This is a genomic window from Herbaspirillum sp. Her2 (genome assembly GCF_057961375.1).
In genome coordinates this window covers 2,417,770-2,440,168 of the sequence record NZ_CM176331.1, presented here as the reverse complement: position 1 = coordinate 2,440,168, position 22,399 = coordinate 2,417,770, and the positions used below count along the sequence as shown (strand labels likewise).

Genomic DNA, 22,399 nt, shown 5'->3' with positions numbered 1-22,399 from the left:
CTTCTCAGGAAGCCCGTCAAGTTTGGGGAATATCCAATAACCGCGCAGTACTGATGCGCATGGATGGCCAACGATATGCTGTTAAGTCAAGAAGCCCTTAAGAAAATCGATCGCGAACTCGCGAAATACCCGGCGGACCAGCGCCAGTCTGCGGTCATGTCCGCGCTGCGCATCGCCCAGGTGGAACATGGCTGGCTGCCGGCCGAGCTGCAGCAGGAAATTGCCGACTACATCGGCATGCCCGCCGTGGCCGTGCAGGAAGTCGCGACCTTCTACAACATGTTCAACACCAGCCCGGTGGGCAAGCACAAGATCACCGTGTGCACCAACCTGCCGTGTCTGCTGTCGGGTGGCGAGCGTGCTGCCCATCACCTGAAGCAAAAGCTGGGCATCGATTATCGCGAAACCACGGCCGACGGCCAGTTCACGCTGATGGAAGGCGAATGCATGGGCGCTTGCGGCGACGCACCGGTCATGCTGGTCAACAACCATCAAATGTGCAGCTGGATGTCCAACGAAAAGATCGACGCGCTGCTGGAGGAACTGAAGAAATGACCTGCCTGCACGACCGCCACATCAAACCGCTGATCCTCGCCGACCTGAATGGCGAGAACTGGCATCTCGAGGATTACGTCAAGCGCGGCGGCTACGATTCGCTCAAGCGCATCCTCAACGAGAAGATCACTCCGGAACAAGTCATCGCCGACCTCAAGGCCTCGGGCCTGCGTGGCCGCGGCGGTGCGGGTTTCCCGACCGGCCTGAAGTGGAGCTTCATGCCGCGCCAGTTCCCGGGCCAGAAATACCTCGTCTGCAATACAGATGAAGGTGAGCCGGGCACTTTCAAGGACCGTGACATCATTCGTTACAATCCGCACGCATTGATCGAAGGCATGATCATCGGCGGCTACGCAATGGGCATCACGGTCGGCTACAACTACATCCACGGTGAAATCTTCGCCGAGTACGAGCGTTTCGAGGAAGCCCTGGAAGAAGCCCGTGCGGCCGGCTTCCTGGGTGACAACATCCTCGGTACCGGTTTCAGCTTCCAGCTGCATGCGCACCACGGTTATGGCGCCTACATCTGCGGCGAAGAAACCGCACTGCTGGAGTCGCTGGAAGGCAAGAAGGGCCAGCCGCGCTTCAAGCCGCCGTTCCCGGCCAGCTTCGGCCTGTACGGCAAGCCGACCACCATCAACAACACCGAGACCTTTGCGGCCGTGCCCTTCATCTTCAAGGTAGGCCCGCAGGCCTACGCCGAGATGGGCAAGCCCAACAACGGCGGTACCAAGATCTTCTCGATCTCGGGCGACGTCGAGCGTCCGGGCAACTACGAGATCCCGCTGGGCACGCCGTTCTCCACCCTGCTGGAACTGGCCGGTGGCATGCGCGGCGGCAAGAAGATCAAGGCCGTCATCCCGGGTGGTTCGTCCGCACCGGTGATCCGTGGCGACGTCATGATGGACACCACCATGGACTACGATGCCATCGCCAAGGCCGGCTCGATGCTGGGTTCGGGCGCGGTGATCGTGATGGACGAGACGCGTTGCATGGTCAAGTCGCTGCTGCGCCTGTCCTACTTCTACTATGAAGAATCCTGCGGCCAGTGCACACCGTGCCGCGAAGGCACCGGGTGGATGTACCGCATGGTGGAGCGTATCGAAAACGGTCACGGCAAGATGGAAGATCTGGACGTACTGAACTCGGTAGCCGACAACATCCAGGGCCGCACCATCTGTGCGCTCGGTGATGCAGCGGCGATGCCGGTACGCGCGTTCGTGAAGAATTTCCGCGAAGAGTTCGAATACCACATCGAGCACAAACACTGCCTGGTTCCGGCTTACATCTGAACAAGGCAGGGGATGCTGGCGGGATGCGATAAGCCTTCCGTCGGTATCGTTGGCAAAGAATATTTAGCTTGGGCAAACAGCCATGGTTGAAATCGAAATAGACGGCAAGAAGGTTGAAGTGCAAGAAGGCAGCATGGTCATGGACGCTGCCAACAAGATCGGCACGTACATCCCTCACTTCTGCTATCACAAGAAACTGTCCATCGCGGCCAACTGCCGCATGTGCCTGGTCGAGGTTGAAAAGGCCCCGAAGCCGCTGCCTGCCTGCGCCACGCCGGTCAACAACGGCATGATCGTGCGCACCGCCAGCGACAAGGCGGTCAAGGCCCAGAAGGGCGTGATGGAATTCCTCCTGATCAACCACCCGCTGGATTGCCCCATCTGCGACCAGGGCGGTGAGTGCCAGCTGCAGGATCTGGCCGTCGGTTACGGCGGTTCCTCCTCGCGCTACCAGGAAGAAAAGCGCGTCGTGGAGCCCAAGGACGTTGGTCCGCTGATCTCCATGAAGGAAATGAACCGCTGCATCCACTGCACCCGCTGCGTGCGCTTCGGCCAGGAAGTGGCCGGCGTGATGGAGTTGGGCATGCTGGGCCGCGGTGAACATTCCGAGATCACCACCTTCGTCGGCAAGACTGTGGACTCCGAACTGTCGGGCAACATGATCGACCTGTGCCCGGTCGGTGCCCTGACCTCCAAGCCGTTCCGCTACAGCGCCCGTACCTGGGAACTGTCGCGCCGCAAGTCGGTGAGCCCGCACGACAGCGTCGGTGCCAACCTGATCGTCCAGGTCAAGAATGGCAAGGTCATGCGCGTGCTGCCCTTCGAAAACGAAGAAGTCAACGAGTGCTGGATCTCTGACAAGGACCGTTTCGCTTACGAAGCGCTGGACAGCGATCAACGCCTGACCAAGCCGATGTTGAAGCAGGACGGCAAGTGGCAGGAAGTGGACTGGCAGACTGCGCTGGAATACGTCGCCCACGGCCTGCGCAACATCCGTCACGAACATGGTGCGGACTCGATCGCCGCGCTGGGTACCCCGTACTCCACGCTGGAAGAGCTGAGCCTGCTGCAGAAGCTGGTGCGCGGTATCGGTTCGGACAACGTCGACTTCCGCCTGCGCCAGTCCGACTTCGGCCTGGACGGCCAGATCAAGCCGTGGCTGGGCATGTCCATCGTCGAGTTCTCGCAGCTGAACCGCGTCTTCGTGATCGGTTCCTTCCTGCGCAAGGATCACCCTCTGCTGTCGGCCCGCCTGCGCCAGTCCGCCAAGAGCGGTGCCAAGGTCAGCGTGCTGCACGCCACCGACGACGATCTGCTCATGCCGATCGCCAACAAGATCATCGCCGCTCCTTCGGCATGGCTGTCCGCCTTGGCCGAAGTGGCCGTGGCCGTGGCTGAAGCCAAGGGTGTGGCTGCCCCCGCCGCCTACGCTGGCGTGGTGGCATCGGACGCTGCCAAGGCAACTGCCGCCAGCCTGCTGTCGGGCGAAGGCCGTGGCGTCTTCCTGGGCAACGCTGCGGTCCAGCATCCGCAAGCTGCGCAACTGCATGCTGCTGCACAGTGGATCGCCGAACAGACCGGTGCCAAGCTGGGCGTGCTGACCGATGGCGGCAACGCCGTGGGCGGCTACCTGGCCAACGCCGTGCCGACTCCGGGCAAGGGTGCCAACGCTGCTGCCGTGTTCGCACAGCCGCGCAAGGCTTACCTGCTGCTGAACGCCGAGCCGGAACTGGACAGCTACGACCCGCAAGCTGCCCGTGCCGCCCTGGGCCAGGCCGAGATGGTCGTGGTGATGTCGGCCTACCAGCACGGTGCTGACTACGCCGACGTGCTGCTGCCGATCGCACCCTTCACCGAAACCGCCGGTACTTTCGTCAATGCCGAAGGCCGTGCGCAAAGCTTCAACGGTACCGTCAAGCCGGCCGGCGATGCGCGTCCGGGCTGGAAGGTCCTGCGCGTGCTGGGCAACCTGCTGGAACTGGAAAACTTCGATTACGAAACCGCCGAATCCATCCGCGACGAGCTGCTGGGCAAGGAAACCGACCTGTCGGCGCGCCTGAACAACATTGCCAGCGTACAAGCGCAGGCTGTGCAAGCCGCCGCCGGTGGCGTCGAGCGTGTGGCGGATGTGCCCATCTACTTCGCTGACGCCATCGCACGTCGTTCGCCGCCGCTCTTGGAAACCCGCGACGGCCAGGCTCCGAAGGCATGGCTGTCGGCTACCCTGGCCGCCAAGCTGGGTGTGGCTGAAGGCGACAAGGTCAACGTCAAGCAAGGCTCGGGCAGCGCTGCGCTGACCGCCGCCATCGATAAGAAACTGCCGGAAAACGTGGTTCGCGTCGCTGCTGCGCACGCCTCCACCGCTGCACTGGGCGGCATGTTTGGCGCAATCGTCGTGGAGAAAGCGTAAAAATGGATCACCTGATCGCCCAAATCAACAATGTGGGACCGGCGCTGCTGGGTCCGACCCTGTTCACGCTGGTGTGGACTCTGGTCAAGATCCTGGTGGTGATGGTGCCGCTGCTGGTGTGCGTGGCCTACATGACCTACTGGGAGCGCAAGCTGATTGGCTGGATGCACGTGCGTCTGGGCCCGAACCGCGTGGGTCCCGCCGGTCTGCTGCAGCCCATCGCTGACGCCGTCAAGCTGATCTTCAAGGAAATCTCGACCCCGTCCAAGGCCAACAAGGCGCTGTTCTACCTGGCGCCGGTGATGACCATCATGCCGGCGCTGGCCGCCTGGGCGGTGGTGCCGTTCTCGCCGGAACACGTGCTGGCCAACGTCAACGCCGGCCTGCTGTATCTGATGGCCATTACCTCGATGGAAGTCTACGGCATCATCATCGCCGGCTGGGCCTCGAACTCGAAGTACGCCTTCCTGGGTGCAATGCGCGCTTCGGCACAGATGGTGTCCTATGAAATCTCCATGGGCTTCTGCCTGGTGGTGGTGCTGATGGTCACCGGCAGCCTGAACATGACCGACATCGTGCTGGCCCAGACCAAGGGGCAGTTCGCCGGCATGGGCCTGAACTTCCTGTCCTGGAACTGGCTGCCGCTGCTGCCGATCTTCGTGATCTACTTCGTCTCCGGCGTGGCCGAGACCAACCGCCACCCGTTCGACGTGGTGGAAGGTGAATCCGAAATCGTGGCCGGTCACATGATCGAATACTCCGGCATGTCCTTCGCCATGTTCTTCCTGGCCGAATACGCCGCGATGATCCTGATCTCGATCCTGACCGCACTGCTGTTCTTCGGCGGCTGGTCGGCTCCGGTGTCCGCGCTGGACTTCATCCCGGGCTGGATCTGGCTGGGCTTGAAGACCTTCTTCTTCCTGTCGCTGTACGTGTGGATCCGCGCATCGTTCCCGCGCTACCGCTATGACCAGATCATGCGTCTGGGCTGGAAAGTGTTCATCCCGCTGACCCTGGTCTGGCTGGTGGTCGTGGCGATCTGGATCCAGTCGCCCTGGAATATCTGGAAATAAGTTGGAAGGCTGAGGCTAAAAATGGAAGCTATTAAGGATTTTTTCGGCAGCCTGATGCTCCGCGAACTGTTCAAGGGCCTGGCCCTGACCGGTCGCTACCTGTTCAAGCGCAAGATCACCGTGCAGTTCCCCGAGGAAAAGACGCCGATGTCCCCGCGTTTCCGCGGCCTGCACGCGCTGCGCCGTTATCCCAACGGTGAAGAACGCTGCATCGCCTGCAAGCTGTGCGAAGCGGTCTGCCCGGCGATGGCCATCACCATCGAATCCGAGCAGCGTGAGGACGGAACCCGTCGCACCAGCCGCTACGACATCGACCTGACCAAGTGCATCTTCTGCGGTTTCTGCGAAGAGTCCTGCCCGGTCGACTCGATCGTCGAAACGCACATCCTGGAATACCACGGTGAAAAGCGGGGCGACCTGTACTACACCAAGGAAATGCTGCTGGCAGTGGGCGACCGTTACGAAAACGAAATCGCCGCTGCACGTGCGGCTGACGCCGCCTACCGTTGATCGGTGCTGCCGGGTGGCCCTGCGAAATACGGGGCAGCCGGGCAGGGTGGTGCAGGGCTTGCGGCAAGGTGTCGGATGTATTGCGATGGGGTGGCCTGCTGTGCGGTCCCCGTGCTGATTGAATGAACCAACTTCTGGTTGATTATGGAATTTAAAACTGTCTTGTTCTACGTGTTCGCGGTGCTGGTGGTAATCGCCGCCGTTCGCGTCATCACGGCCCGCAACCCGGTGCATGCGGCGCTGTTCCTGGTGCTGTCCTTCTTCTCGGCAGCGGGCCTCTGGATGCTGCTCAAGGCCGAGTTCCTGGCCATCGTGCTGGTGCTGGTCTATGTCGGCGCGGTGATGGTGCTGTTCCTGTTCGTGGTGATGATGCTCGATATCAACATGGACAAGCTGCGCGAAGGCTTCTGGGGCTACTTCCCGCTGGCGGCCACCATCGGCGTGATCATCGTGCTGGAAATGGCAGCCGTGCTGCTCAACAGCTTCTGGGTCTACGAATCGCAGGTGCCGGCCGTCTCCGACACGCTGGGCCAGACCAAGCCGCTGGGCAAGCTGATCTTCACCGAATACGTCTACGCCTTTGAAGTGGCGGCCGTGATCCTGCTGGTGGCCATCGTCGCCGCCGTGGCACTGACCCTGCGCAAGCGCAAGGACAGCAAGTACTTCGATCCGGCCCAGGCCGTCAAGGTCAAGGCATCGGACCGCGTGCGCCTGGTCAGCATGAAGGCCGAATCCACCCGCAATGCACCCGCAGCCGACGCTGCCGCTGCAGCGGCCGACAAGCCGGCCGCCGGTCAACAATCTTAAGAAGGGCGCACAAGAATCATGGCAATCACGCTCTCCCACTACCTGATCATCGGCGCGATCCTGTTCGCGATCTCGATCGTCGGCATTTTCCTGAACCGCAAGAACGTCATCGTCCTGCTGATGGCCATCGAACTGATGCTGCTTGCGGTCAACATGAACTTCATTGCTTTCTCGCATTACCTCGGTGACGCGGGCGGACAGATCTTCGTGTTCTTCATCCTGACCGTGGCTGCGGCTGAGTCCGCCATCGGTCTGGCGATTCTGGTGGTGCTGTTCCGTAACCTGGATACCATCAACGTGGAAGACCTCGACAGCCTCAAGGGCTGAGTCGGCATCCGCAGCGTCCTGTTTTTGCGTTCTGGTTTGAATTTCATTTAAAGATGGGAGGCCCCCTTGCAGCAGCGCTGCGGGCGGGGCAGCCAATAAGCGATAAGGTTCATCATGGCTGGGCAACTTAACCCACATCTTCTTCTTGCTGTACCCCTGGCGCCGCTGGCAGGCTCGGCCATCGCCGGTCTGCTGGGTACCAAATTCTTCGGCAACGTGGTTGGCCGCAAGGTGTCGCATACCGCGACCATCCTGGGCGTGCTGATTGCCGCCATCATCTCCATCCAGACCCTGCTCGCAGTGCTGGACGGCGCGACCTACAACGGTACGCTGTACAACTGGATGACGGTGGCCGGCCTCAAGCTGGAGATCGGCTTCATGGTCGACAGCCTGACCGCGATGATGATGTGCGTGGTGACCTTCGTGTCCCTGATGGTGCACATCTACACCATCGGCTACATGGCCGAAGATGAAGGCTACAACCGCTTCTTCTCCTACATCTCGCTGTTCACCTTCTCCATGCTCATGCTGGTCATGAGCAACAACTTCCTGCAGCTGTTCTTCGGCTGGGAAGCGGTGGGCCTGGTGTCCTACCTGCTGATCGGTTTCTGGTACACCCGCCCGACCGCCATCAAGGCCAACATGAAGGCCTTCCTGGTCAACCGCGTGGGTGACTTCGGCTTCATCCTGGGTATCGGCCTGCTGCTGGCCTACGCCGGTTCGATGAACTACACCGAAGTCTTCGACAAGCGCGCCGAGCTGGCCCAGCTGACCCTGCCGGGTACCGACTGGATGCTGCTGACCGTGGCATGTATCTGCCTGTTCGTGGGTGCCATGGGCAAGTCGGCCCAGTTCCCGCTGCACGTCTGGCTGCCGGACTCGATGGAAGGCCCGACCCCGATTTCCGCGCTGATCCACGCCGCCACCATGGTGACGGCCGGTATCTTCATGGTGACCCGCATGTCGCCGCTGTTCGAACTGTCCGACACGGCGCTGTCCTTCATCCTGGTGATCGGTGCCATCACGGCGCTGTTCATGGGCTTCCTGGGCACCATGCAGAACGACATCAAGCGCGTGGTCGCTTACTCCACGCTGTCGCAGCTGGGTTACATGACCGTGGCACTGGGTGCGTCGGCCTACTCGGTGGCCGTGTTCCACCTGATGACCCACGCCTTCTTCAAGGCACTGCTGTTCCTGGGTGCCGGTTCGGTCATCATCGGAATGCACCACGACCAGGACATGCGCAACATGGGCGGCCTGCGCAAGTACATGCCCATCACCTGGATCACTTCGCTGCTGGGTTCGCTCGCGCTGATCGGAACCCCGTTCTTCTCGGGCTTTTACTCCAAGGATTCGATCATCGAAGCCGCGGCCGAGTCGCACCTGGCCGGTTCGGGCTTCGCGTATTTCGCCGTGCTGGCCAGCGTCTTCGTGACGGCCTTCTACTCCTTCCGCATGTATTTCATAGTCTTCCATGGCAAGGAGCGTTTCGGCCAGGCGCACGGCCATGACGATCACCACGCTCCGGCTGCGGCCCACGGCGTGCATGACGACCATGCGCACGATGCCCACGACGATCACGGCCACGATGAGCATCATCACGGCCTGGCCCCGGGTCAGAAGCCGCACGAGTCGCCGCTGGTGGTGACCCTGCCGCTGATCCTGCTGGCCATTCCCTCGGTCATCGTCGGTTTCTTCGCGATCTCGCCGATGCTGTATGGCGACTTCTTCAAGGGCGTGATCTTCTTCGGTGAAAATCACAAGGTCATGGAAGAACTGGCCCACGAATACCACGGCCCGGTGGCCATGGTGCTGCACGCCTTCACCAGCGCGCCGCTGTGGCTAGCTATCGCCGGTGTGGTCGTGGCGTACTACTGCTACATGATCAACCCGCGCGTGCCGGCCTGGTTCAAGGAAAAGTTCAGCATCATCTACACCATCCTGGACAACAAGTACTACATGGACAAGTTCAACGAAGTCGTCTTCGCCGGCGGTGCCCGCCTGCTGGGCAGCGGACTGTCCACCGTGGGCGACCGTGGCATCATCGACGGCCTGTTCGTCAACGGCAGCGCCAAGGTCGTCGGCTGGTTCTCGAAATTCACGCGTCTCTGGCAGTCCGGTTACATCTATCACTATGCGTTCGTGATGATCATCGGGGTGCTGGGTTTCCTGGTGTGGTTCATGCCGTTCCCGTTCGCCAAATAAGCTGTCCGAGTAAATAACAACCATGATGCAGTCAACATTTCCCATCTTGAGCCTCGCGATCTGGGTACCGATCGTCTTCGGCATCCTCGTCCTGGCACTGGGCCGCGACAGCAATCCGGGCCTGACCCGCTGGCTGGCGCTGTTCGGGTCGCTGGTCGGCCTGGTCGTTACTTTCCCGCTGATCCAGCACTTCGATCCGCTGGCGCACGGTTACCAGTTCGTCGAAAAGACGCCCTGGATCGACCGCTTCAGCATCAGCTACTTCCTCGGGCTGGACGGCATCTCGCTGTGGTTCGTGCCGCTGACCGCCTTCATCACGGTCATCGTGGTGCTGGCCGGCTGGGTGGTGATCCAGAAGCGCGTGGCCCAGTACATGGGTGCCTTCCTGATCCTCTCCGGCATCATGATCGGCGTGTTCTCCTCGCTGGATGCGATGCTGTTCTACGCCTTCTTCGAAGCGACCCTGATCCCGATGTTCATCATCGTGGGCGTCTGGGGCGGCGACAACCGCGTGTATGCAGCCTTCAAGCTGTTCCTGTACACGCTGCTGGGTTCGCTGCTGATGCTCATCGCCCTGATCTACCTGTACTACGTGTCGGGCGGCAGCTTCGAGATCCCGACCTGGCATCAGGTGCCGCTGTCGATGATGGAACAGAAGATCCTGTTCTTCGCCTTCCTGGCCGCTTTCGCGGTGAAGGTGCCGATGTGGCCGGTGCACACCTGGCTGCCTGACGCCCACGTGCAGGCACCGACCGGTGGCTCCATCGTGTTGGCTGCCATCATGCTGAAGCTGGGTGCCTACGGTTTCCTGCGCTTCTCGCTGCCAATCCTGCCGGACGCCAGCCATGCGCTGTCGGGTTTCATGATCTTCCTGTCACTGGTGGCCGTGATCTACATCGGTCTGGTGGCCCTGGTCCAGCAGGATATGAAGAAACTGGTCGCCTACTCGTCGATCGCCCACATGGGCTTCGTCACCCTGGGCTTCTTCATGTTCAACGACATGGCAGTGCAGGGCGGTATCGTGCAGATGATCTCGCACGGTTTCGTCTCCGGCGCGATGTTCATGTGTATCGGCGTGCTGTATGACCAGATGCACACCCGTGAGATTTCGCAGTACGGCGGTGTGGTCAACAAGATGCCGCGCTTCGCCTTCTTCTTCATCCTGTTCTCGCTGGCCAACTGCGGCCTGCCGGCCACTTCCGGTTTCGTCGGCGAATTCATGGTGATCCTGGGTGCAGTGAAGTTCAATTTCTGGATTGGCCTCCTGGCCGCCACCGCCCTGATCCTGGGCGCGGCGTACTCGCTGTGGCTGGCCAAGCGCGTGATCTTCGGTGCCGTGACCAACCATCACGTGGCTGAACTGGTGGATGTGAATGGCCGCGAGTTCTTCATCCTGGGCCTGCTGGCGATCGCTACCCTGGTCATGGGTATTTATCCCGGCATCATCACCGACAGCATCCAGACCTCGGTGACCGACCTGCTGAAGCACGTGGCGGTCTCCAAGATCAACTGATCTGCGCAGAAGAAGTGAAGGGCGGGGCGCTCGCGTCCCGCCGACAACCAAGCTGGGCAACAACGAGTAACGAGACGAGCCGGTGTGGCATTGCCGGTCGGGCGGCGCGATCAAGGTCGCGACACAAGCGGGCGTACACAAGCGGTAGTAACTAAATGAATAACATGAATCTGATCCCTGTCTATCCGGAAATATTTCTGCTGATCGCGACTTCCGCGATCCTGCTGATTGATATGTTCCTGCCGGAAAGCAAGCGCGTCATTACCTATCTGCTGTCCCTGGCAGCGCTGGTGGTGTGTGCGGTACTGACCTTTGCCGACCTCAACACGGGCGCTACGGTCTACACGTTCAACAACATGTTCGTGTCCGATCCGCTGGCCAACCTGTTGAAGCTGTTCACCTACCTGGGGGTGGGCGTCACGCTCATCTACTCGCGCCAGTACAACACTGCTCGCGGCATCACCGGTGGTCCGCTGGGCGGCGAATATTACGCCCTGGCGCTGTTCGCGCTGCTGGGCCAGATGGTCATGATCTCCGGCAACAGCTTCCTGTCCATCTACCTGGGCCTGGAACTGATGTCGCTGTCGCTGTACGCCCTGGTGGCCCTGCGCCGTGACCACGCCGCTTCGACCGAAGCCGGCATGAAGTACTTCATCCTGGGTGCACTGGCCTCCGGTTTCCTGCTGTACGGCATGTCGATGCTCTATGGCGCGACCGGCGGTGCCCTGGAACTGAACGAAGTCTTCCGCGCCATCGTCTCCGGTACCGTTGACCGCACCCCGCTGGTGTTCGGCATCGTGTTCGTGGTGGCTGGCCTGGCCTTCAAGCTGGGTGCCGTGCCCTTCCACATGTGGGTGCCTGACGTCTACCAAGGTTCGCCCACCCCGGTGACCTTGCTGCTGGGTGCCGCACCGAAGCTGGCGACCTTCGCCATCACCTTCCGTCTGCTGGTCGAAGGCATGCTGCCGCTGGCCGTGGACTGGCAGCAGATGCTGATGGTGCTGGCCGTGCTGTCCATCATCCTGGGCAACGTCACCGCTATCGCACAGACCAACATCAAGCGCATGCTGGCCTACTCGACCATCTCGCACATGGGCTTCATGCTCTTGGGCATGCTGTCGGGCGTGGTGGACGGCAACCTGTTCTCGGCCGTCAACGCCTACAGCTCTTCGCTGTTCTACGCGGTGACCTATGTGATCACTACCCTGGGTTCCTTCGGCGTCATCATCCTGCTGTCGCGTTCGGGCTTCGAAGCTGACACCTTGGACGACTTCAAGGGCCTGAACCAGCGCAGCCCGTGGTTCGCCGCCGTGATGATGATCATGATGTTCTCGCTGGCCGGTATCCCGCCGCTGGTGGGCTTCTACGCCAAGCTGTCGGTGCTGCAGGCCGCCATGGCCACTGGCCAGATCTGGCTGCCGGTGCTGGCCGTGGTCTTCTCGCTGATCGGTGCCTTCTACTACATCCGCGTGGTCAAGGTGATGTATTTCGACGAGCCCACCGACACCAGCAAGATCGTCGCCACGCCTGAAATGCGTGTCGTGCTGAGCTTGAACGGTATCGCCGCCCTGGCCATCGGCCTGTGGCCGGGTCACCTGATGGATGCCTGCACCAACGCCATCGTCAGCACCCTGGCGACCTTCCTCAGCAAGGTCGTGGCGTAAGGAAACAGGGAAATGAACGTTTCCCTGTTCAGCTGGATCGTCATCCTGTTGGCCGCCGTGGCGGCCAATTTGCCTTTCTTCAACCAGCAATTGTTCGGCCTGATTCCGCTGAACAAGGACGCCGCCTGGGTCAAACCGATCTGGCTGCGGCTGCTGGAACTGGTGGTGCTGTATTTCCTGGTCGGCGTCGCTGCCCATCTGCTGGAAAGCGGCATCGGCAACGTCTTTTCGCAGGGCTGGGAATTCTATGCCATCACCGCTTGTCTGTTCCTGGTGCTGGCCTATCCTGGCTATGTGATGCGATACCTGCGCAAGCAGCACGCCTGAAGCAGCCTGCAAGAGGCGTCGGTCACTGACTGGCGCCTTTTTTCTTGGTGCGTGCCGGTCGGGCGCGGCCAGTCGTTTTTCTTCTCCAACCTCATCCCCTCGCACATATCATGGACGCCCATCTCAAAGAGACGCAGAAAGACACTCGCCAGGTTTACGACGGCCATTTCCTCAAGGTCCAAAAGGACACCATCGTGCTCCCGGACGGCAAGGAAACCAGCCGCGAATACATCAAGCACCCCGGTGCAGTCGCAGTGCTGCCACTGTTCGAGGACGGGAGCGTGTTGATGGAGCGCCAGTTCCGCTATCCACTGCACCGGGTCTTCATCGAATTCCCGGCCGGGAAGATCGATCCGGGCGAGGATACGCTGGAGTGCGCCAAGCGCGAACTGAAGGAAGAGACCGGTTATACCGCCACCGAATGGCAATACGTGTGCACCATTCACAATGCCATCGCCTATTCGGATGAACATCTGGTGCTGTATCTGGCGCGTGGCTTGAAAGAGGGCGAGCGGGAGTTGGATGAAGGTGAATTCCTCGACATCTACAAGGCCCCGCTGGCCGAGCTGCTGGAACAGGTACGCAATGGCCAGATCACGGATGTGAAGACCGTGATCGGGGTGTTCTGGCTGGAGAAGATAATCAATGGCAGCTGGACCCCGCCCGAACGCCCGGCCGGCATCTGAGAACTGTGCTGACCCAACGAAAAAAGCCGCATCCCTGACAAGGATGCGGCTTTCGTTTTTGCGAGACAGGGAAGGGCGCTTACATGCCCGAGTAGTTCGGCCCGCCGCCGCCTTCCGGGGTGACCCACACGATATTCTGTGTCGGGTCCTTGATGTCGCAGGTCTTGCAGTGCACGCAGTTCTGCGCGTTGATCTGCAGGCGATCGGAATTGTCCTCGTTCTTGACGAATTCATACACCCCGGCCGGGCAGTAGCGCGATTCCGGGCCGGCGTACTTGGCCAGATTCACCTGCACCGGAACATTCTTGTCCTTCAGCGTCAGGTGCGCGGGCTGGTCTTCACCGTGGTTGGTATTGGAGATGAAGACCGAAGACAGGCGGTCAAAGGTCAGCTTGCCATCCGGCTTGGGATAGACGATCGGCGCGAAGTCCGAAGCCGGGCGCAGGCATTCGTGGTCGGCGTGGGTATGGCGCAGCGTCCACGGCGCCTTGCCGCCGAAGAGCACCTGGTCGATGCCGACCAGCAGGGTACCGGTGATCAATCCCTTGCTCATCGACGGCTTGAAATTGCGTGCCTTGTGCAGTTCTTCCTTCAGCCAGGAAGCCTCGAAGGCTGCCGGGTAAGCCGCCAGCTCATCGGACTGGCGGTTCTCGCCCAGCGCCGCGAAGGCGGCATCTGCGGCCAGCATGCCGCTCTTGATGGCGGCATGGCTGCCCTTGATGCGCGAGGCATTGAGGAAGCCCGCATCGCAACCCAGCAGGGCGCCACCGGGGAAGACCAGCTTGGGCAGCGATTGCACGCCACCGGCCGTGATGGCACGTGCGCCGTAAGAGATGCGTTTGCCACCTTCGAAGAACTTGCGGATCTCCGGATGGGTCTTGTAGCGCTGGAATTCCTCGAAGGGCGAAAGATATGGATTCTGGTAGGCCAGTCCTACGACGTAGCCGACGGCGACCTGGTTGTTTTCCAGGTGATACAGGAAGGAGCCGCCATAGGTGTCATTGGCCAGCGGCCAGCCGGCGGTGTGAACCACCAGGCCGGGCTGGTGTACTTCGGGCTTCACTTCCCACAGTTCCTTGATACCGATGGCATAGGTCTGCGGGTCGCGGCCGGCATCGAGCTTGTACTTGGCGATCAGCTGCTTGCCCAGGTGGCCGCGCGCCCCTTCGGCGAAGAAGGTGTATTTCGCGTGCAGCTCCATGCCCAGCTGGAAGTCTCCGGTGGGTTCGCCTTCCTTGTTGATGCCCAGGTTGCCGGTCGCCACGCCCTTGACCGAGCCATCCTCGTGATACAGCACTTCGGCCGCCGGGAAGCCCGGGAAGATCTCCACGCCCAGCGCCTCGGCCTGCTGGCCCAGCCAGCGGGTGACGTTGGACAGCGAGATCACGTAGTTGCCATGGTTCTGGAAGCAGGTCGGCAGCAGCCAGTTGGGGGTCTTGTAGGCCTTGCTCTCGGAGAGGAACAGGAAACGGTCTTCGGTCACCGGTGTATTCAGGGGCGCGCCTTGTTCCTTCCAGTCGGGGATCAGTTCGGTCAATGCACGCGGGTCCATCACCGCGCCGGAGAGGATGTGGGCACCGACCTCGCTGCCTTTTTCCAGCACGCAGACCGAGACTTCCCGGTTCTGTTGCGCAGCCAGCTGCTTGAGGCGAATCGCTGCCGACAAACCAGCGGGCCCGCCGCCGATGACGACGACGTCATATTCCATCGATTCGCGAGGGCCGTATTGTGCGAGCAAGTCTTGAGAAGAAGTCATGGGTGTCCCGTGTTATGTGAACTGCCTGTTTTTCGAACGATCGTGCTATTGTTAAGTATTTTTCGAAGGAACGCTAGAGGGAATGGCGATTTCGCAGCCTTTTTATTCAGCATCCTTCGTTCATGTCTGAAACAATGCACACAAACTGAAGCCGGTGCCGGCGTCAATCGGTCTATCGCGCCGCGCTGGTTGGTTTCCGCAGGTGCCGTATTTTATGGGATTTTCAGGGCAGGTCTCATGCCGTATTCGGCGGATGTCATTACCGGCGCTCATGACCTCTGCAGGTCATGAACTTGTGCGGGCGAGCAACATGAATCGGTAATGACGCTGGAAATGCTGCAGCATGCGGGTCGCCATTGCGTCGCAAATGCGACAGCGGCCCCCTGCCGCGCATGAAAAAAATTTCAGTTATTGATGAATCAAACCGGGAAAGGACCCACGATGAGCAGTCACGAAGCCGCCGCAAGCAAGCCCCTATACGTCTCGCAGCAGCGCATCCGCTGGGGCGACATGGACGCCTTCGGCCACGTCAACAACACGCTCTATTTCCGCTTCATGGAGCAGTGCCGCATCGAGTGGCTGGAAGAGGTGTTCGGGCCCACCATCGCAGGCGAGGAGGGCCCGGTGATCGTCAATGCGCACTGCAATTTCCGTCGGCAGATGAAGTATCCCGCCAGCATCCTGGTGCAGATGGGCGCGGGGCACCTGGGGCGCACGAGTGTGGAAACTACGTATGTCATCCGCGACGCTGCCGATGAACAGATCATTTATGCTGACGGTGCCGCAAAAATCGTCTGGGTCGATTTCAAGAAAGAGAAATCCACTGCACTGCCTGAGAAGCTGCGACAGCTCCTGACAAGCCTGTAAGTTTGGCGCAAGGAAACTGGGACAGAATCGGCCCGACACTCCCGCTAGGATTCGCCACAGAGCGAAGGGGAGCGGAGAATTCGTTCACACGGAGCGGGTTCCAAAAGCGCTACGCCCGCTCGCGTGCTAGCCAACAATTACATTCTGGAGGATGACATGAGCTACAAGACCCAAGCCTTTGTTGCAGCTGCCCTGATGAGCCTGGCGCTCACTTCGCAGGCTGCGGATCCGATCAAGATCGGCGTTTCCGGCCCTTACACCGGTGGCTCTGCCCCGATGGGCGTGTCCATGCGTGATGGCGTCAAGCTGGCCGTGGCCGAGATCAATGCCGCTGGCGGCGTGCTGGGCCGGCAGATCCAGCTGGTCGAGCGCGACGATGAAGCCAAGAACGAACGCGGCGTGCAGATCGCCCAGGAACTGATCAACAAGGAAAAGGTGGTCGCCACCGTCGGCTTCATCAACACCGGCGTGGCCCTGGCCTCGCAGCGCTTCTACCAGGAAGCCAAGATCCCGGTGATCAACAACGTGGCGACCGGCACCGTGATCACCAAGCAGTTCGAGAAGGAAAAGGACAACTACATCTTCCGCACCTCGGCCGCCGACAAGATCCAGGCCAAGATGATCGCCGATGAAGCGGTCGACAAGCAGAAGTTCACCAAGGTCGCCATTCTGGCCGACTCCACCAACTACGGCCAGCTCGGCCGTGAAGACCTGGAAAAAGTGCTGGCCGACAAGAAAGTCACCCCGGTGGCCGTCGAAAAGTACAACATCAAGGACGTGGACATGACAGCCCAGCTGCTCAAGTCCAAGCAGGGCGGCGCACAAGCCGTGCTGACCTACGGTATCGGCCCGGAACTGGCGCAGATCGCCAACGGCATGGAAAAGCTGAACTGGCAAGTGCCCATCATCGGCAGCTGGCCGCTGTCGATGGGCAACTTCATCGACAACTCCGGCAAGAACGGCAATGGTGCCCGCATGCCGCAAACCTTCATTCAGGACGGCAACACGCCCAAGCGCAAGGCCTTCATCGAGGCTTACCAGAAGGCCTACAAGGTTGACCGCATGCCTTCGGCCGTCTCGGCTGCCCAGGGCTATGACTCCATCCTGCTGCTGGCCGCTGCCATCAAGCAGGCTGGCACCACTGATGGCGACAAGGTTCGCGCTGCGCTGGAAAACCTGAACACCAAGGTCGAAGGCGTGGTCACCACCTATGACAAGCCGTTCACCCATGACGATCACGAAGCCATCAAGCCTGGCATGGTCGTGATGGGCGAGGTCAAGAACGGCCGCGTCATCCTCGGCAAATAAGAACCGACTCGCTTCACTTCACGTAACGCAGTCGAAGAGGCCAGTCCTTGCGATCCGGGGGCTGGCCTTTTTCACACGATCTGTTGACGAATTTCTAACGGCACCGGGGGCGGTCGCCGCGGGATCGTTGCAGCTCTACGCCGCCACCCGGCGGTAGCCGCTTCTTGGGAAATACAATGGACATCCTCTTACAACTGGTCTTCTCCGGGATCGCGCTCGGCATGATCTATGCCGTGATCGCCTTCGGTTACCAACTGACCTTTGCCACGTCCGGCACGCTCAATTTCGGCCAGGGCGAAGCCCTGATGCTGGGCGCGCTGGTCGGGCTCTCCGTGGTGGGCAACATCCACGGCGGGCCTTATCTCAACTACTGGCTGATGATCCCCATCGTGCTGGTCTTCGGTGCCCTGCAGGGCATGTTCGTGGAATGGATCGGCGTGCGTCCGGCCATCAAGATCAAGTCCGAATTCGGCTGGATCATGTCCACCATCGCGCTGGCCATCATCTTCAAGAACGTCGCCGAGAACATCTGGGGCAAGGACGACCTGCCGTTCCCGTCGCCCATCTCCGGCACGCCCTTCCAGGTCTTCGGTGCCAACGTGCAGCCGATGCAGGTGCTGGTGGTGATCGGTGCCTTGCTCATCATGGCGGCGGTCGAATTGTTCAATCGCAAGTCGATCTATGGCAAGGCCGTGGTGGCCACCTCCAACGACCGCGATGCGGCGGGCTTGATGGGCATCAATACCAGCATGGTGATCACTTTTTCATATGCCCTGTCTTCGGCCACCGCCGCCTTCGCTGGCGTGCTGGTGGCACCGCTGACGCTGACCGGCGCCACCATGGGCGCGGCACTGGGGCTGAAAGCCTTCGCGGTGGCCATCATTGGTGGCCTGACCTCGGGCATGGGCGCCATCGTCGGCGGCCTGATCCTCGGCGTGGCTGAAACCGTGACCGGTTTCTATATCTCGACCGGCTACAAGGAAGTACCGGGACTGGTGCTGCTGCTGCTGGTGCTGGCGGTGAAACCTGCGGGCCTCTTCGGCAAAACTGCGATCAAGAAGGTCTGACACCATGAACAAGAAAATCCTGTTGCTGTCCTTGCTGGGCATCGTCGCGCTGGGCGGCATTCCCATGGTGGTGCACAACCCGTATTACCTGCACCTGATCGAAACCATCCTCATCTACGCCATCCTGCTGTTCGGGCTCGATATCGTGGTCGGCTACACCGGCCAGGTCTCGCTGGGCCATGCGGGCCTGTTCGGCATCGGCTCCTACGCGGCCGGCGTGTTGTTCTTCAAGCTGGGCCTGCCGATCTTCGTGACGATTCCGGCGGCCATTGCCGTGACTGCCGTCTTCGGTGCCATCCTGGCGCTGCCGGCGCTGCGCGTGACCGGTCCTTACCTGGCCATGGTGACGCTGGCCTTCGGGACCATCATCCAGATCCTGATCAACGAGATGACCTTCCTCACCGAAGGCCCGCTCGGGATCAAGGTCGCCAAGCCGATGCTGGGTGGCGAGAAGATGAACGAAGTGCAGTTCTTCTACCTGGTGGCAATCCTGATGGTGATCTCGATGCTGGTGGTGCATCGCATCCTCAAGTCCAACCTGGGCCGCGCCTTCCAGGCGCTGCGCGACAGTCCGATCGCCTCGGACTGCATGGGCGTGTCGGTGTATCGCTACAAGGTCTATGCCTTCATCATCAGCGCGGCGCTGGCCGGTCTGTCGGGCGCTTTGTATGCGTATTCGGAAGAGTACATCTCGCCCAATACCTACAACTTCGAACTGACCATCCTGTTCCTGCTGGCGGTGATCATGGGTGGCCGCAAGTCGCGCATCGGTTCGCTGATCGGCGCATTGATCGTGGTGATGCTGCCCAGCCTGCTGTCGGACATCGCGCTGTTCCGCCAGATCGCCACCGTCTTGGCCGTGATCGTGGTGATCGGCGCCGGCGTGCAACTGGCCAAGGGGAGCAAGACCGCCCGCGGCATCGCCGTGCCGGTGGTGGCGACCATCGCCATGGCCGCCTTCTCGTACAAGCTGGAAAACATCACCGACTGGCGCCTGACCATCTTCGGTTTGATGACGCTGTTCGTCGTGTATTACCTGCAGGACGGCATCGTCGGCTTCTGCCGCAGCCTGTTCGGCCGCATGCTAAGCAAGCACGTGCCCGTGGCCCAACAGATCGCCGGTGACAAGGAGCGCGCCGTCATCACCACCGACTCCGTCAAGGACGAGGGCGCAACGCTGCTGAAGGTCAACCAGATCCTGATGCAGTTCGGTGGCCTGAAGGCCTTGAACCGGGTTGACCTGGATGTGCGCAAAGGCAGCGTGCACGGCCTTATCGGCCCGAACGGCTCGGGCAAGAGCACCATGATGAACGTGTTGACCGGCATCTATCGTCCTACCGATGGCGTGGTGGAATACGACGGTCGCCCGATCTCCGGCAATACGCCTTCGACCATCGCCCTGGGCGGCGTGGCGCGCACTTTCCAGAACGTGCAGCTGTTCGGTGAAATGACGGCCACTGAAAACGTGCTGGTCGGCCTGCATCACACCTTCAACAGCAACGTGGTTGACGTGATGGTCAATACGCCGCGCTACGTGCGCGAAGAGCAAGCCGCCCGTGAACGTGCAGCCGCCATCCTGGAGTTCGTGGGCCTGGCCAATCTGGCCAACGAGGAGGCGCGCAACCTGCCCTACGGCAAGCAGCGCCTGCTGGAAATCGGCCGTGCGCTGGGCCTGAACCCCAGCCTGCTGCTGCTCGATGAACCGGCCGCCGGCCTGACGGCACCGGACATCAAGGAGCTCGTCGCCATCATCCGCAAGATCCGCGAAGCCGGCATCACCATCATCCTGATCGAACACCACATGGATGTGGTCATGTCGATCTGCGATACCGTCACTGTGCTCGACTTCGGCCAGAAGATCGCCGAAGGCAAGCCGGCCCAGGTCCAGGCTGACCCCAAGGTCATCGAAGCCTACCTCGGCAGTGGCGCAGGCGATGCCCACGACAACCCACCCAGCCCCGCGGGAGCCTGAACATGCTGACCATTTCCAATCTGCACGCCGCTTACGGCAAGGTCGAGGTGCTGCATGGCATTTCGATGGACGTCCCCAAGGGCAAGGTGGTGACCCTGATCGGTTCCAACGGTGCCGGCAAGACCACCACCATGCGCGCCATTTCCGGCATGATCAAACCGAAGGGCGGGGAAGTCACGCTCGGCGGCAAGAACATCACCGGCCTGGACTCGCACCGCATCGCGCGCTATGGCCTGGCGCATTCGCCGGAAGGCCGGCGCGTCTTCGCCACCATGAGCGTGACCGACAACCTGCTGCTGGGCGCTTTCCCGCGCTTTACGCGGGCCCGCCCCAAGGGCGATATCGCGCACGACCTGGAACGCGCCCTGGAGCTGTTCCCGCGCCTGAAGGAGCGGCAGACGCAGCTGGCCGGTACCCTGTCGGGCGGCGAGCAGCAGATGCTGGCCATGGCGCGCGCGGTGATGTTGAACCCCGAAGTGATCCTGCTGGACGAGCCATCGATGGGGCTGGCGCCGATCCTGGTGGATGAGGTCTTCCGCATCATCGTGCGGCTCAAGGAGCAGGGCGTGACCATGCTGCTGGTGGAGCAGTTCGCCGCTGCCGCGCTCAATGTTGCGGACTACGGCTATGTGTTGGAGAATGGCAAGATCTCCGTACACGGACCCGCCGACAAGCTGCAGAACGACCCGGCGGTCAAGGCCGCCTATCTGGGCGGCGGCGCGCATCATTGATGGACTGCAAGCAAAGCAGCATCAGCCATGCGCCTGGCGTGATACTGGGGCTCGCACGTCGCGCAAGCTGATAGCGTGTCCGGTATATTGCGGGGGAGCCATACCCCCTTGAAGGCTGATTCAGGCGCACCCCCCGGTGCGCCTTTTTATTTGCCGTTTGCCCCTTTGGGTGCCGTGTGCAGGTAGGGGGGGGGCGGCGGCCCCACGCAATGCGTCAGTACCCAAGCAGAGGAGCGAGCATGTCCGAACGGCAGGACGCGTATATCGAGACCGAGGGCGGAACCCTGTATGCCAGCGTGTGGGGCGGTTCGCCCGAGGCACGCACGCCGATTGTGCTGTTGCACGACTCGCTGGGGTCGGTCGCCTTGTGGCGCGACTTTCCTGCCCGGCTGGCGGCGCAGACCGGACTTCCCGTCATTGCCTATGATCGGGCCGGCTTCGGACAGTCCTCGGCGAGGACGGATGGACTGGCGCTGGATTTCATCTCTGCTGAAGCGCCCACGTCGCTGTCCGCGGTCCTGCAGCATTTCGCAGTGGACAAGGTGATCCTGTTTGGCCACAGCGTCGGCGGTGGCATGGCCGTGTCGGCGGCGGCACAGTGGCCGCAGCGAGTGCTGGCCGTCATCACCGAATCGGCACAAGCCTTCGTGGAGGACCGGACCTTGCAGGGCATTCAGGAGGCGCGAACCCGCTTTGCCGATCCGGCACAACTCGCGCGCCTGGCGAAGTACCACGGCAACGACCTGCAACAGGCGCGCTGGGTGCTCTCGGCGTGGATCGACACCTGGCTCTCGCCGTCCTTTGCGCACTGGTCGCTGGCCCCCATGCTGGAGCGGCTGGTCTGTCCGGTGCTGGCGCTGCATGGCGATCTGGATGAGTTTGGCAGTCTCACGCATCCGCGCATGATTGTCAGCTTGCCCGCAGCGTTCCCGGGGCAGGGCGAGTCGCGGATGCTGGCGCAATGTGGCCATGTCCCGCACCGCGAGCAAGCGGATCAGGTGATGCGGGAAGCCAGGGAGTTCCTGCTGCGCCGCGGCCTCATCTGACCCGTTCGGCCGCCCCGTTGATCGTCATCCTGGTCGGGCGAATGCGTTTGCGCGATCTCAGTCGACAGGATGCTGGCGGCGATACGTCTGCAGTCCCAGCAAATACATCGTCCGAATGAAAAGAGCGCGCGAGCGGTAGGTTTGTTGTGCCAACAGGTCAGCTTCCTCGAATTCCGCCTCATTTAATCGAAAATTCACCAGACGCGTCGTTCCTTTTGCGGGCTTGCGTTCGTTTTGTTGCTTGGGTGCCATAAGATGTCTCCTCGCTGTTGAGCTGAAAGCA

Annotated in this window: 20 protein-coding genes; 18 read left to right on the top strand and 2 right to left on the bottom strand. The window is 61.2% G+C overall.

Annotated elements, in window-relative coordinates; all coding sequences use genetic code 11:
- Positions 1–63 precede the first annotated feature (63 nt).
- From nuoE to ACWHXP_RS11050, 12 genes are all read left to right on the top strand, one after another.
- Positions 64–555, top strand: a complete 492-nt coding sequence (nuoE, locus tag ACWHXP_RS11105; protein ID WP_041310497.1) for an NADH-quinone oxidoreductase subunit NuoE — start codon at positions 64–66, stop codon at positions 553–555.
- Positions 552–1,847, top strand: a complete 1,296-nt coding sequence (gene nuoF, locus ACWHXP_RS11100) for an NADH-quinone oxidoreductase subunit NuoF (RefSeq protein ID WP_008327658.1) — start codon at positions 552–554, stop codon at positions 1,845–1,847. Before nuoE ends, nuoF begins: the two co-directional genes overlap by 4 nt.
- An 82-nt stretch (positions 1,848–1,929) precedes the next feature.
- Positions 1,930–4,257: an NADH-quinone oxidoreductase subunit NuoG gene (gene nuoG, locus ACWHXP_RS11095; protein ID WP_489633851.1), complete on the top strand. Its 2,328-nt coding sequence runs from the start codon at positions 1,930–1,932 to the stop codon at positions 4,255–4,257.
- Positions 4,258–4,259: 2 nt separating this feature from the next.
- Positions 4,260–5,330, top strand: coding sequence for an NADH-quinone oxidoreductase subunit NuoH (gene nuoH / locus ACWHXP_RS11090; RefSeq protein WP_121039202.1), 1,071 nt, complete (start codon positions 4,260–4,262; stop codon positions 5,328–5,330).
- Positions 5,331–5,351: 21 nt separating this feature from the next.
- A complete protein-coding gene (gene nuoI, locus ACWHXP_RS11085) occupies positions 5,352–5,840 on the top strand; it encodes an NADH-quinone oxidoreductase subunit NuoI (RefSeq protein ID WP_008327661.1) in 489 nt (162 codons plus the stop codon).
- A gap of 144 nt (positions 5,841–5,984) precedes the next feature.
- Positions 5,985–6,647, top strand: a complete 663-nt coding sequence (locus ACWHXP_RS11080) for an NADH-quinone oxidoreductase subunit J (RefSeq protein ID WP_034337675.1) — start codon at positions 5,985–5,987, stop codon at positions 6,645–6,647.
- An 18-nt stretch (positions 6,648–6,665) separates the two neighbouring features.
- Positions 6,666–6,974, top strand: coding sequence for an NADH-quinone oxidoreductase subunit NuoK (gene nuoK, locus ACWHXP_RS11075; RefSeq protein ID WP_013233782.1), 309 nt, complete (start codon positions 6,666–6,668; stop codon positions 6,972–6,974).
- 114 nt (positions 6,975–7,088) lie between these two features.
- Positions 7,089–9,179 carry an NADH-quinone oxidoreductase subunit L gene (gene nuoL / locus ACWHXP_RS11070; protein ID WP_489633852.1) on the top strand — a complete coding sequence of 697 codons (2,091 nt, stop codon included), beginning with the start codon at positions 7,089–7,091 and terminating at the stop codon, positions 9,177–9,179.
- A 22-nt stretch (positions 9,180–9,201) separates the two neighbouring features.
- A complete protein-coding gene (locus ACWHXP_RS11065) occupies positions 9,202–10,692 on the top strand; it encodes an NADH-quinone oxidoreductase subunit M (protein WP_039786695.1) in 1,491 nt (496 codons plus the stop codon).
- A 155-nt stretch (positions 10,693–10,847) separates the two neighbouring features.
- Positions 10,848–12,356 carry an NADH-quinone oxidoreductase subunit NuoN gene (gene nuoN / locus ACWHXP_RS11060; protein WP_121039205.1) on the top strand — a complete coding sequence of 503 codons (1,509 nt, stop codon included), beginning with the start codon at positions 10,848–10,850 and terminating at the stop codon, positions 12,354–12,356.
- Positions 12,357–12,368: 12 nt separating this feature from the next.
- Positions 12,369–12,683, top strand: a complete 315-nt coding sequence (locus ACWHXP_RS11055; RefSeq protein ID WP_259434758.1) for a DUF2818 family protein — start codon at positions 12,369–12,371, stop codon at positions 12,681–12,683.
- A gap of 110 nt (positions 12,684–12,793) precedes the next feature.
- On the top strand, positions 12,794–13,369 hold the full coding sequence (locus ACWHXP_RS11050) for an NUDIX domain-containing protein (protein WP_489633853.1): 576 nt from the start codon (positions 12,794–12,796) through the stop codon (positions 13,367–13,369).
- Between the two features lie 79 nt (positions 13,370–13,448).
- On the opposite strand, the gene ACWHXP_RS11045 is transcribed toward ACWHXP_RS11050, so the two are convergent.
- A complete protein-coding gene (locus ACWHXP_RS11045) occupies positions 13,449–15,125 on the bottom strand; it encodes an electron transfer flavoprotein-ubiquinone oxidoreductase (RefSeq protein WP_489633854.1) in 1,677 nt (558 codons plus the stop codon).
- 441 nt (positions 15,126–15,566) lie between these two features.
- Between ACWHXP_RS11045 and ACWHXP_RS11040 the strand changes: the two genes are divergently transcribed.
- From ACWHXP_RS11040 to ACWHXP_RS11015, 6 genes are all read left to right on the top strand, one after another.
- A complete protein-coding gene (locus ACWHXP_RS11040) occupies positions 15,567–15,992 on the top strand; it encodes an acyl-CoA thioesterase (protein WP_088754193.1) in 426 nt (141 codons plus the stop codon).
- A 156-nt stretch (positions 15,993–16,148) separates the two neighbouring features.
- A complete protein-coding gene (locus ACWHXP_RS11035; RefSeq protein ID WP_034337699.1) occupies positions 16,149–17,300 on the top strand; it encodes an ABC transporter substrate-binding protein in 1,152 nt (383 codons plus the stop codon).
- 176 nt (positions 17,301–17,476) lie between these two features.
- Positions 17,477–18,367 (top strand): branched-chain amino acid ABC transporter permease, encoded by an 891-nt coding sequence (locus tag ACWHXP_RS11030; protein WP_039786681.1) that lies wholly within the window; start codon positions 17,477–17,479, stop codon positions 18,365–18,367.
- Positions 18,368–18,371: 4 nt separating this feature from the next.
- Positions 18,372–20,339: a branched-chain amino acid ABC transporter ATP-binding protein/permease gene (locus ACWHXP_RS11025; RefSeq protein WP_489633855.1), complete on the top strand. Its 1,968-nt coding sequence runs from the start codon at positions 18,372–18,374 to the stop codon at positions 20,337–20,339.
- Positions 20,340–20,341: 2 nt separating this feature from the next.
- Positions 20,342–21,070 carry an ABC transporter ATP-binding protein gene (locus tag ACWHXP_RS11020; protein WP_034330243.1) on the top strand — a complete coding sequence of 243 codons (729 nt, stop codon included), beginning with the start codon at positions 20,342–20,344 and terminating at the stop codon, positions 21,068–21,070.
- A 239-nt stretch (positions 21,071–21,309) separates the two neighbouring features.
- The gene (locus ACWHXP_RS11015) at positions 21,310–22,116 is read left to right on the top strand and encodes an alpha/beta fold hydrolase (protein ID WP_489633856.1); all 807 of its coding nucleotides are present in this window, start codon (positions 21,310–21,312) and stop codon (positions 22,114–22,116) included.
- Positions 22,117–22,173: 57 nt separating this feature from the next.
- Here the strand turns inward: ACWHXP_RS11015 and ACWHXP_RS11010 are convergent, their stop codons facing one another.
- Positions 22,174–22,368, bottom strand: a complete 195-nt coding sequence (locus ACWHXP_RS11010; protein WP_034330238.1) for a hypothetical protein — start codon at positions 22,366–22,368, stop codon at positions 22,174–22,176.
- Positions 22,369–22,399: the final 31 nt, after the last annotated feature.

Excerpts from the sequence above, each read along its gene's own strand:
- nuoE (WP_041310497.1), top strand. The coding sequence starts at position 64 with ATGGCCAACGATATGCTGTTAAGTCAAGAAGCCCTTAAGAAAATCGAT.
- nuoF (WP_008327658.1), top strand. The coding sequence starts at position 552 with ATGACCTGCCTGCACGACCGCCACATCAAACCGCTGATCCTCGCCGAC.
- nuoG (WP_489633851.1), top strand. The coding sequence starts at position 1,930 with ATGGTTGAAATCGAAATAGACGGCAAGAAGGTTGAAGTGCAAGAAGGC.
- nuoH (WP_121039202.1), top strand. The coding sequence starts at position 4,260 with ATGGATCACCTGATCGCCCAAATCAACAATGTGGGACCGGCGCTGCTG.
- nuoI (WP_008327661.1), top strand. The coding sequence starts at position 5,352 with ATGGAAGCTATTAAGGATTTTTTCGGCAGCCTGATGCTCCGCGAACTG.
- ACWHXP_RS11080 (WP_034337675.1), top strand. The coding sequence starts at position 5,985 with ATGGAATTTAAAACTGTCTTGTTCTACGTGTTCGCGGTGCTGGTGGTA.
- nuoK (WP_013233782.1), top strand. The coding sequence starts at position 6,666 with ATGGCAATCACGCTCTCCCACTACCTGATCATCGGCGCGATCCTGTTC.
- nuoL (WP_489633852.1), top strand. The coding sequence starts at position 7,089 with ATGGCTGGGCAACTTAACCCACATCTTCTTCTTGCTGTACCCCTGGCG.
- ACWHXP_RS11065 (WP_039786695.1), top strand. The coding sequence starts at position 9,202 with ATGATGCAGTCAACATTTCCCATCTTGAGCCTCGCGATCTGGGTACCG.
- nuoN (WP_121039205.1), top strand. The coding sequence starts at position 10,848 with ATGAATAACATGAATCTGATCCCTGTCTATCCGGAAATATTTCTGCTG.
- ACWHXP_RS11055 (WP_259434758.1), top strand. The coding sequence starts at position 12,369 with ATGAACGTTTCCCTGTTCAGCTGGATCGTCATCCTGTTGGCCGCCGTG.
- ACWHXP_RS11050 (WP_489633853.1), top strand. The coding sequence starts at position 12,794 with ATGGACGCCCATCTCAAAGAGACGCAGAAAGACACTCGCCAGGTTTAC.
- ACWHXP_RS11045 (WP_489633854.1), bottom strand. The coding sequence starts at position 15,125 with ATGACTTCTTCTCAAGACTTGCTCGCACAATACGGCCCTCGCGAATCG.
- ACWHXP_RS11040 (WP_088754193.1), top strand. The coding sequence starts at position 15,567 with ATGAGCAGTCACGAAGCCGCCGCAAGCAAGCCCCTATACGTCTCGCAG.
- ACWHXP_RS11035 (WP_034337699.1), top strand. The coding sequence starts at position 16,149 with ATGAGCTACAAGACCCAAGCCTTTGTTGCAGCTGCCCTGATGAGCCTG.
- ACWHXP_RS11030 (WP_039786681.1), top strand. The coding sequence starts at position 17,477 with ATGGACATCCTCTTACAACTGGTCTTCTCCGGGATCGCGCTCGGCATG.
- ACWHXP_RS11025 (WP_489633855.1), top strand. The coding sequence starts at position 18,372 with ATGAACAAGAAAATCCTGTTGCTGTCCTTGCTGGGCATCGTCGCGCTG.
- ACWHXP_RS11020 (WP_034330243.1), top strand. The coding sequence starts at position 20,342 with ATGCTGACCATTTCCAATCTGCACGCCGCTTACGGCAAGGTCGAGGTG.
- ACWHXP_RS11015 (WP_489633856.1), top strand. The coding sequence starts at position 21,310 with ATGTCCGAACGGCAGGACGCGTATATCGAGACCGAGGGCGGAACCCTG.
- ACWHXP_RS11010 (WP_034330238.1), bottom strand. The coding sequence starts at position 22,368 with ATGGCACCCAAGCAACAAAACGAACGCAAGCCCGCAAAAGGAACGACG.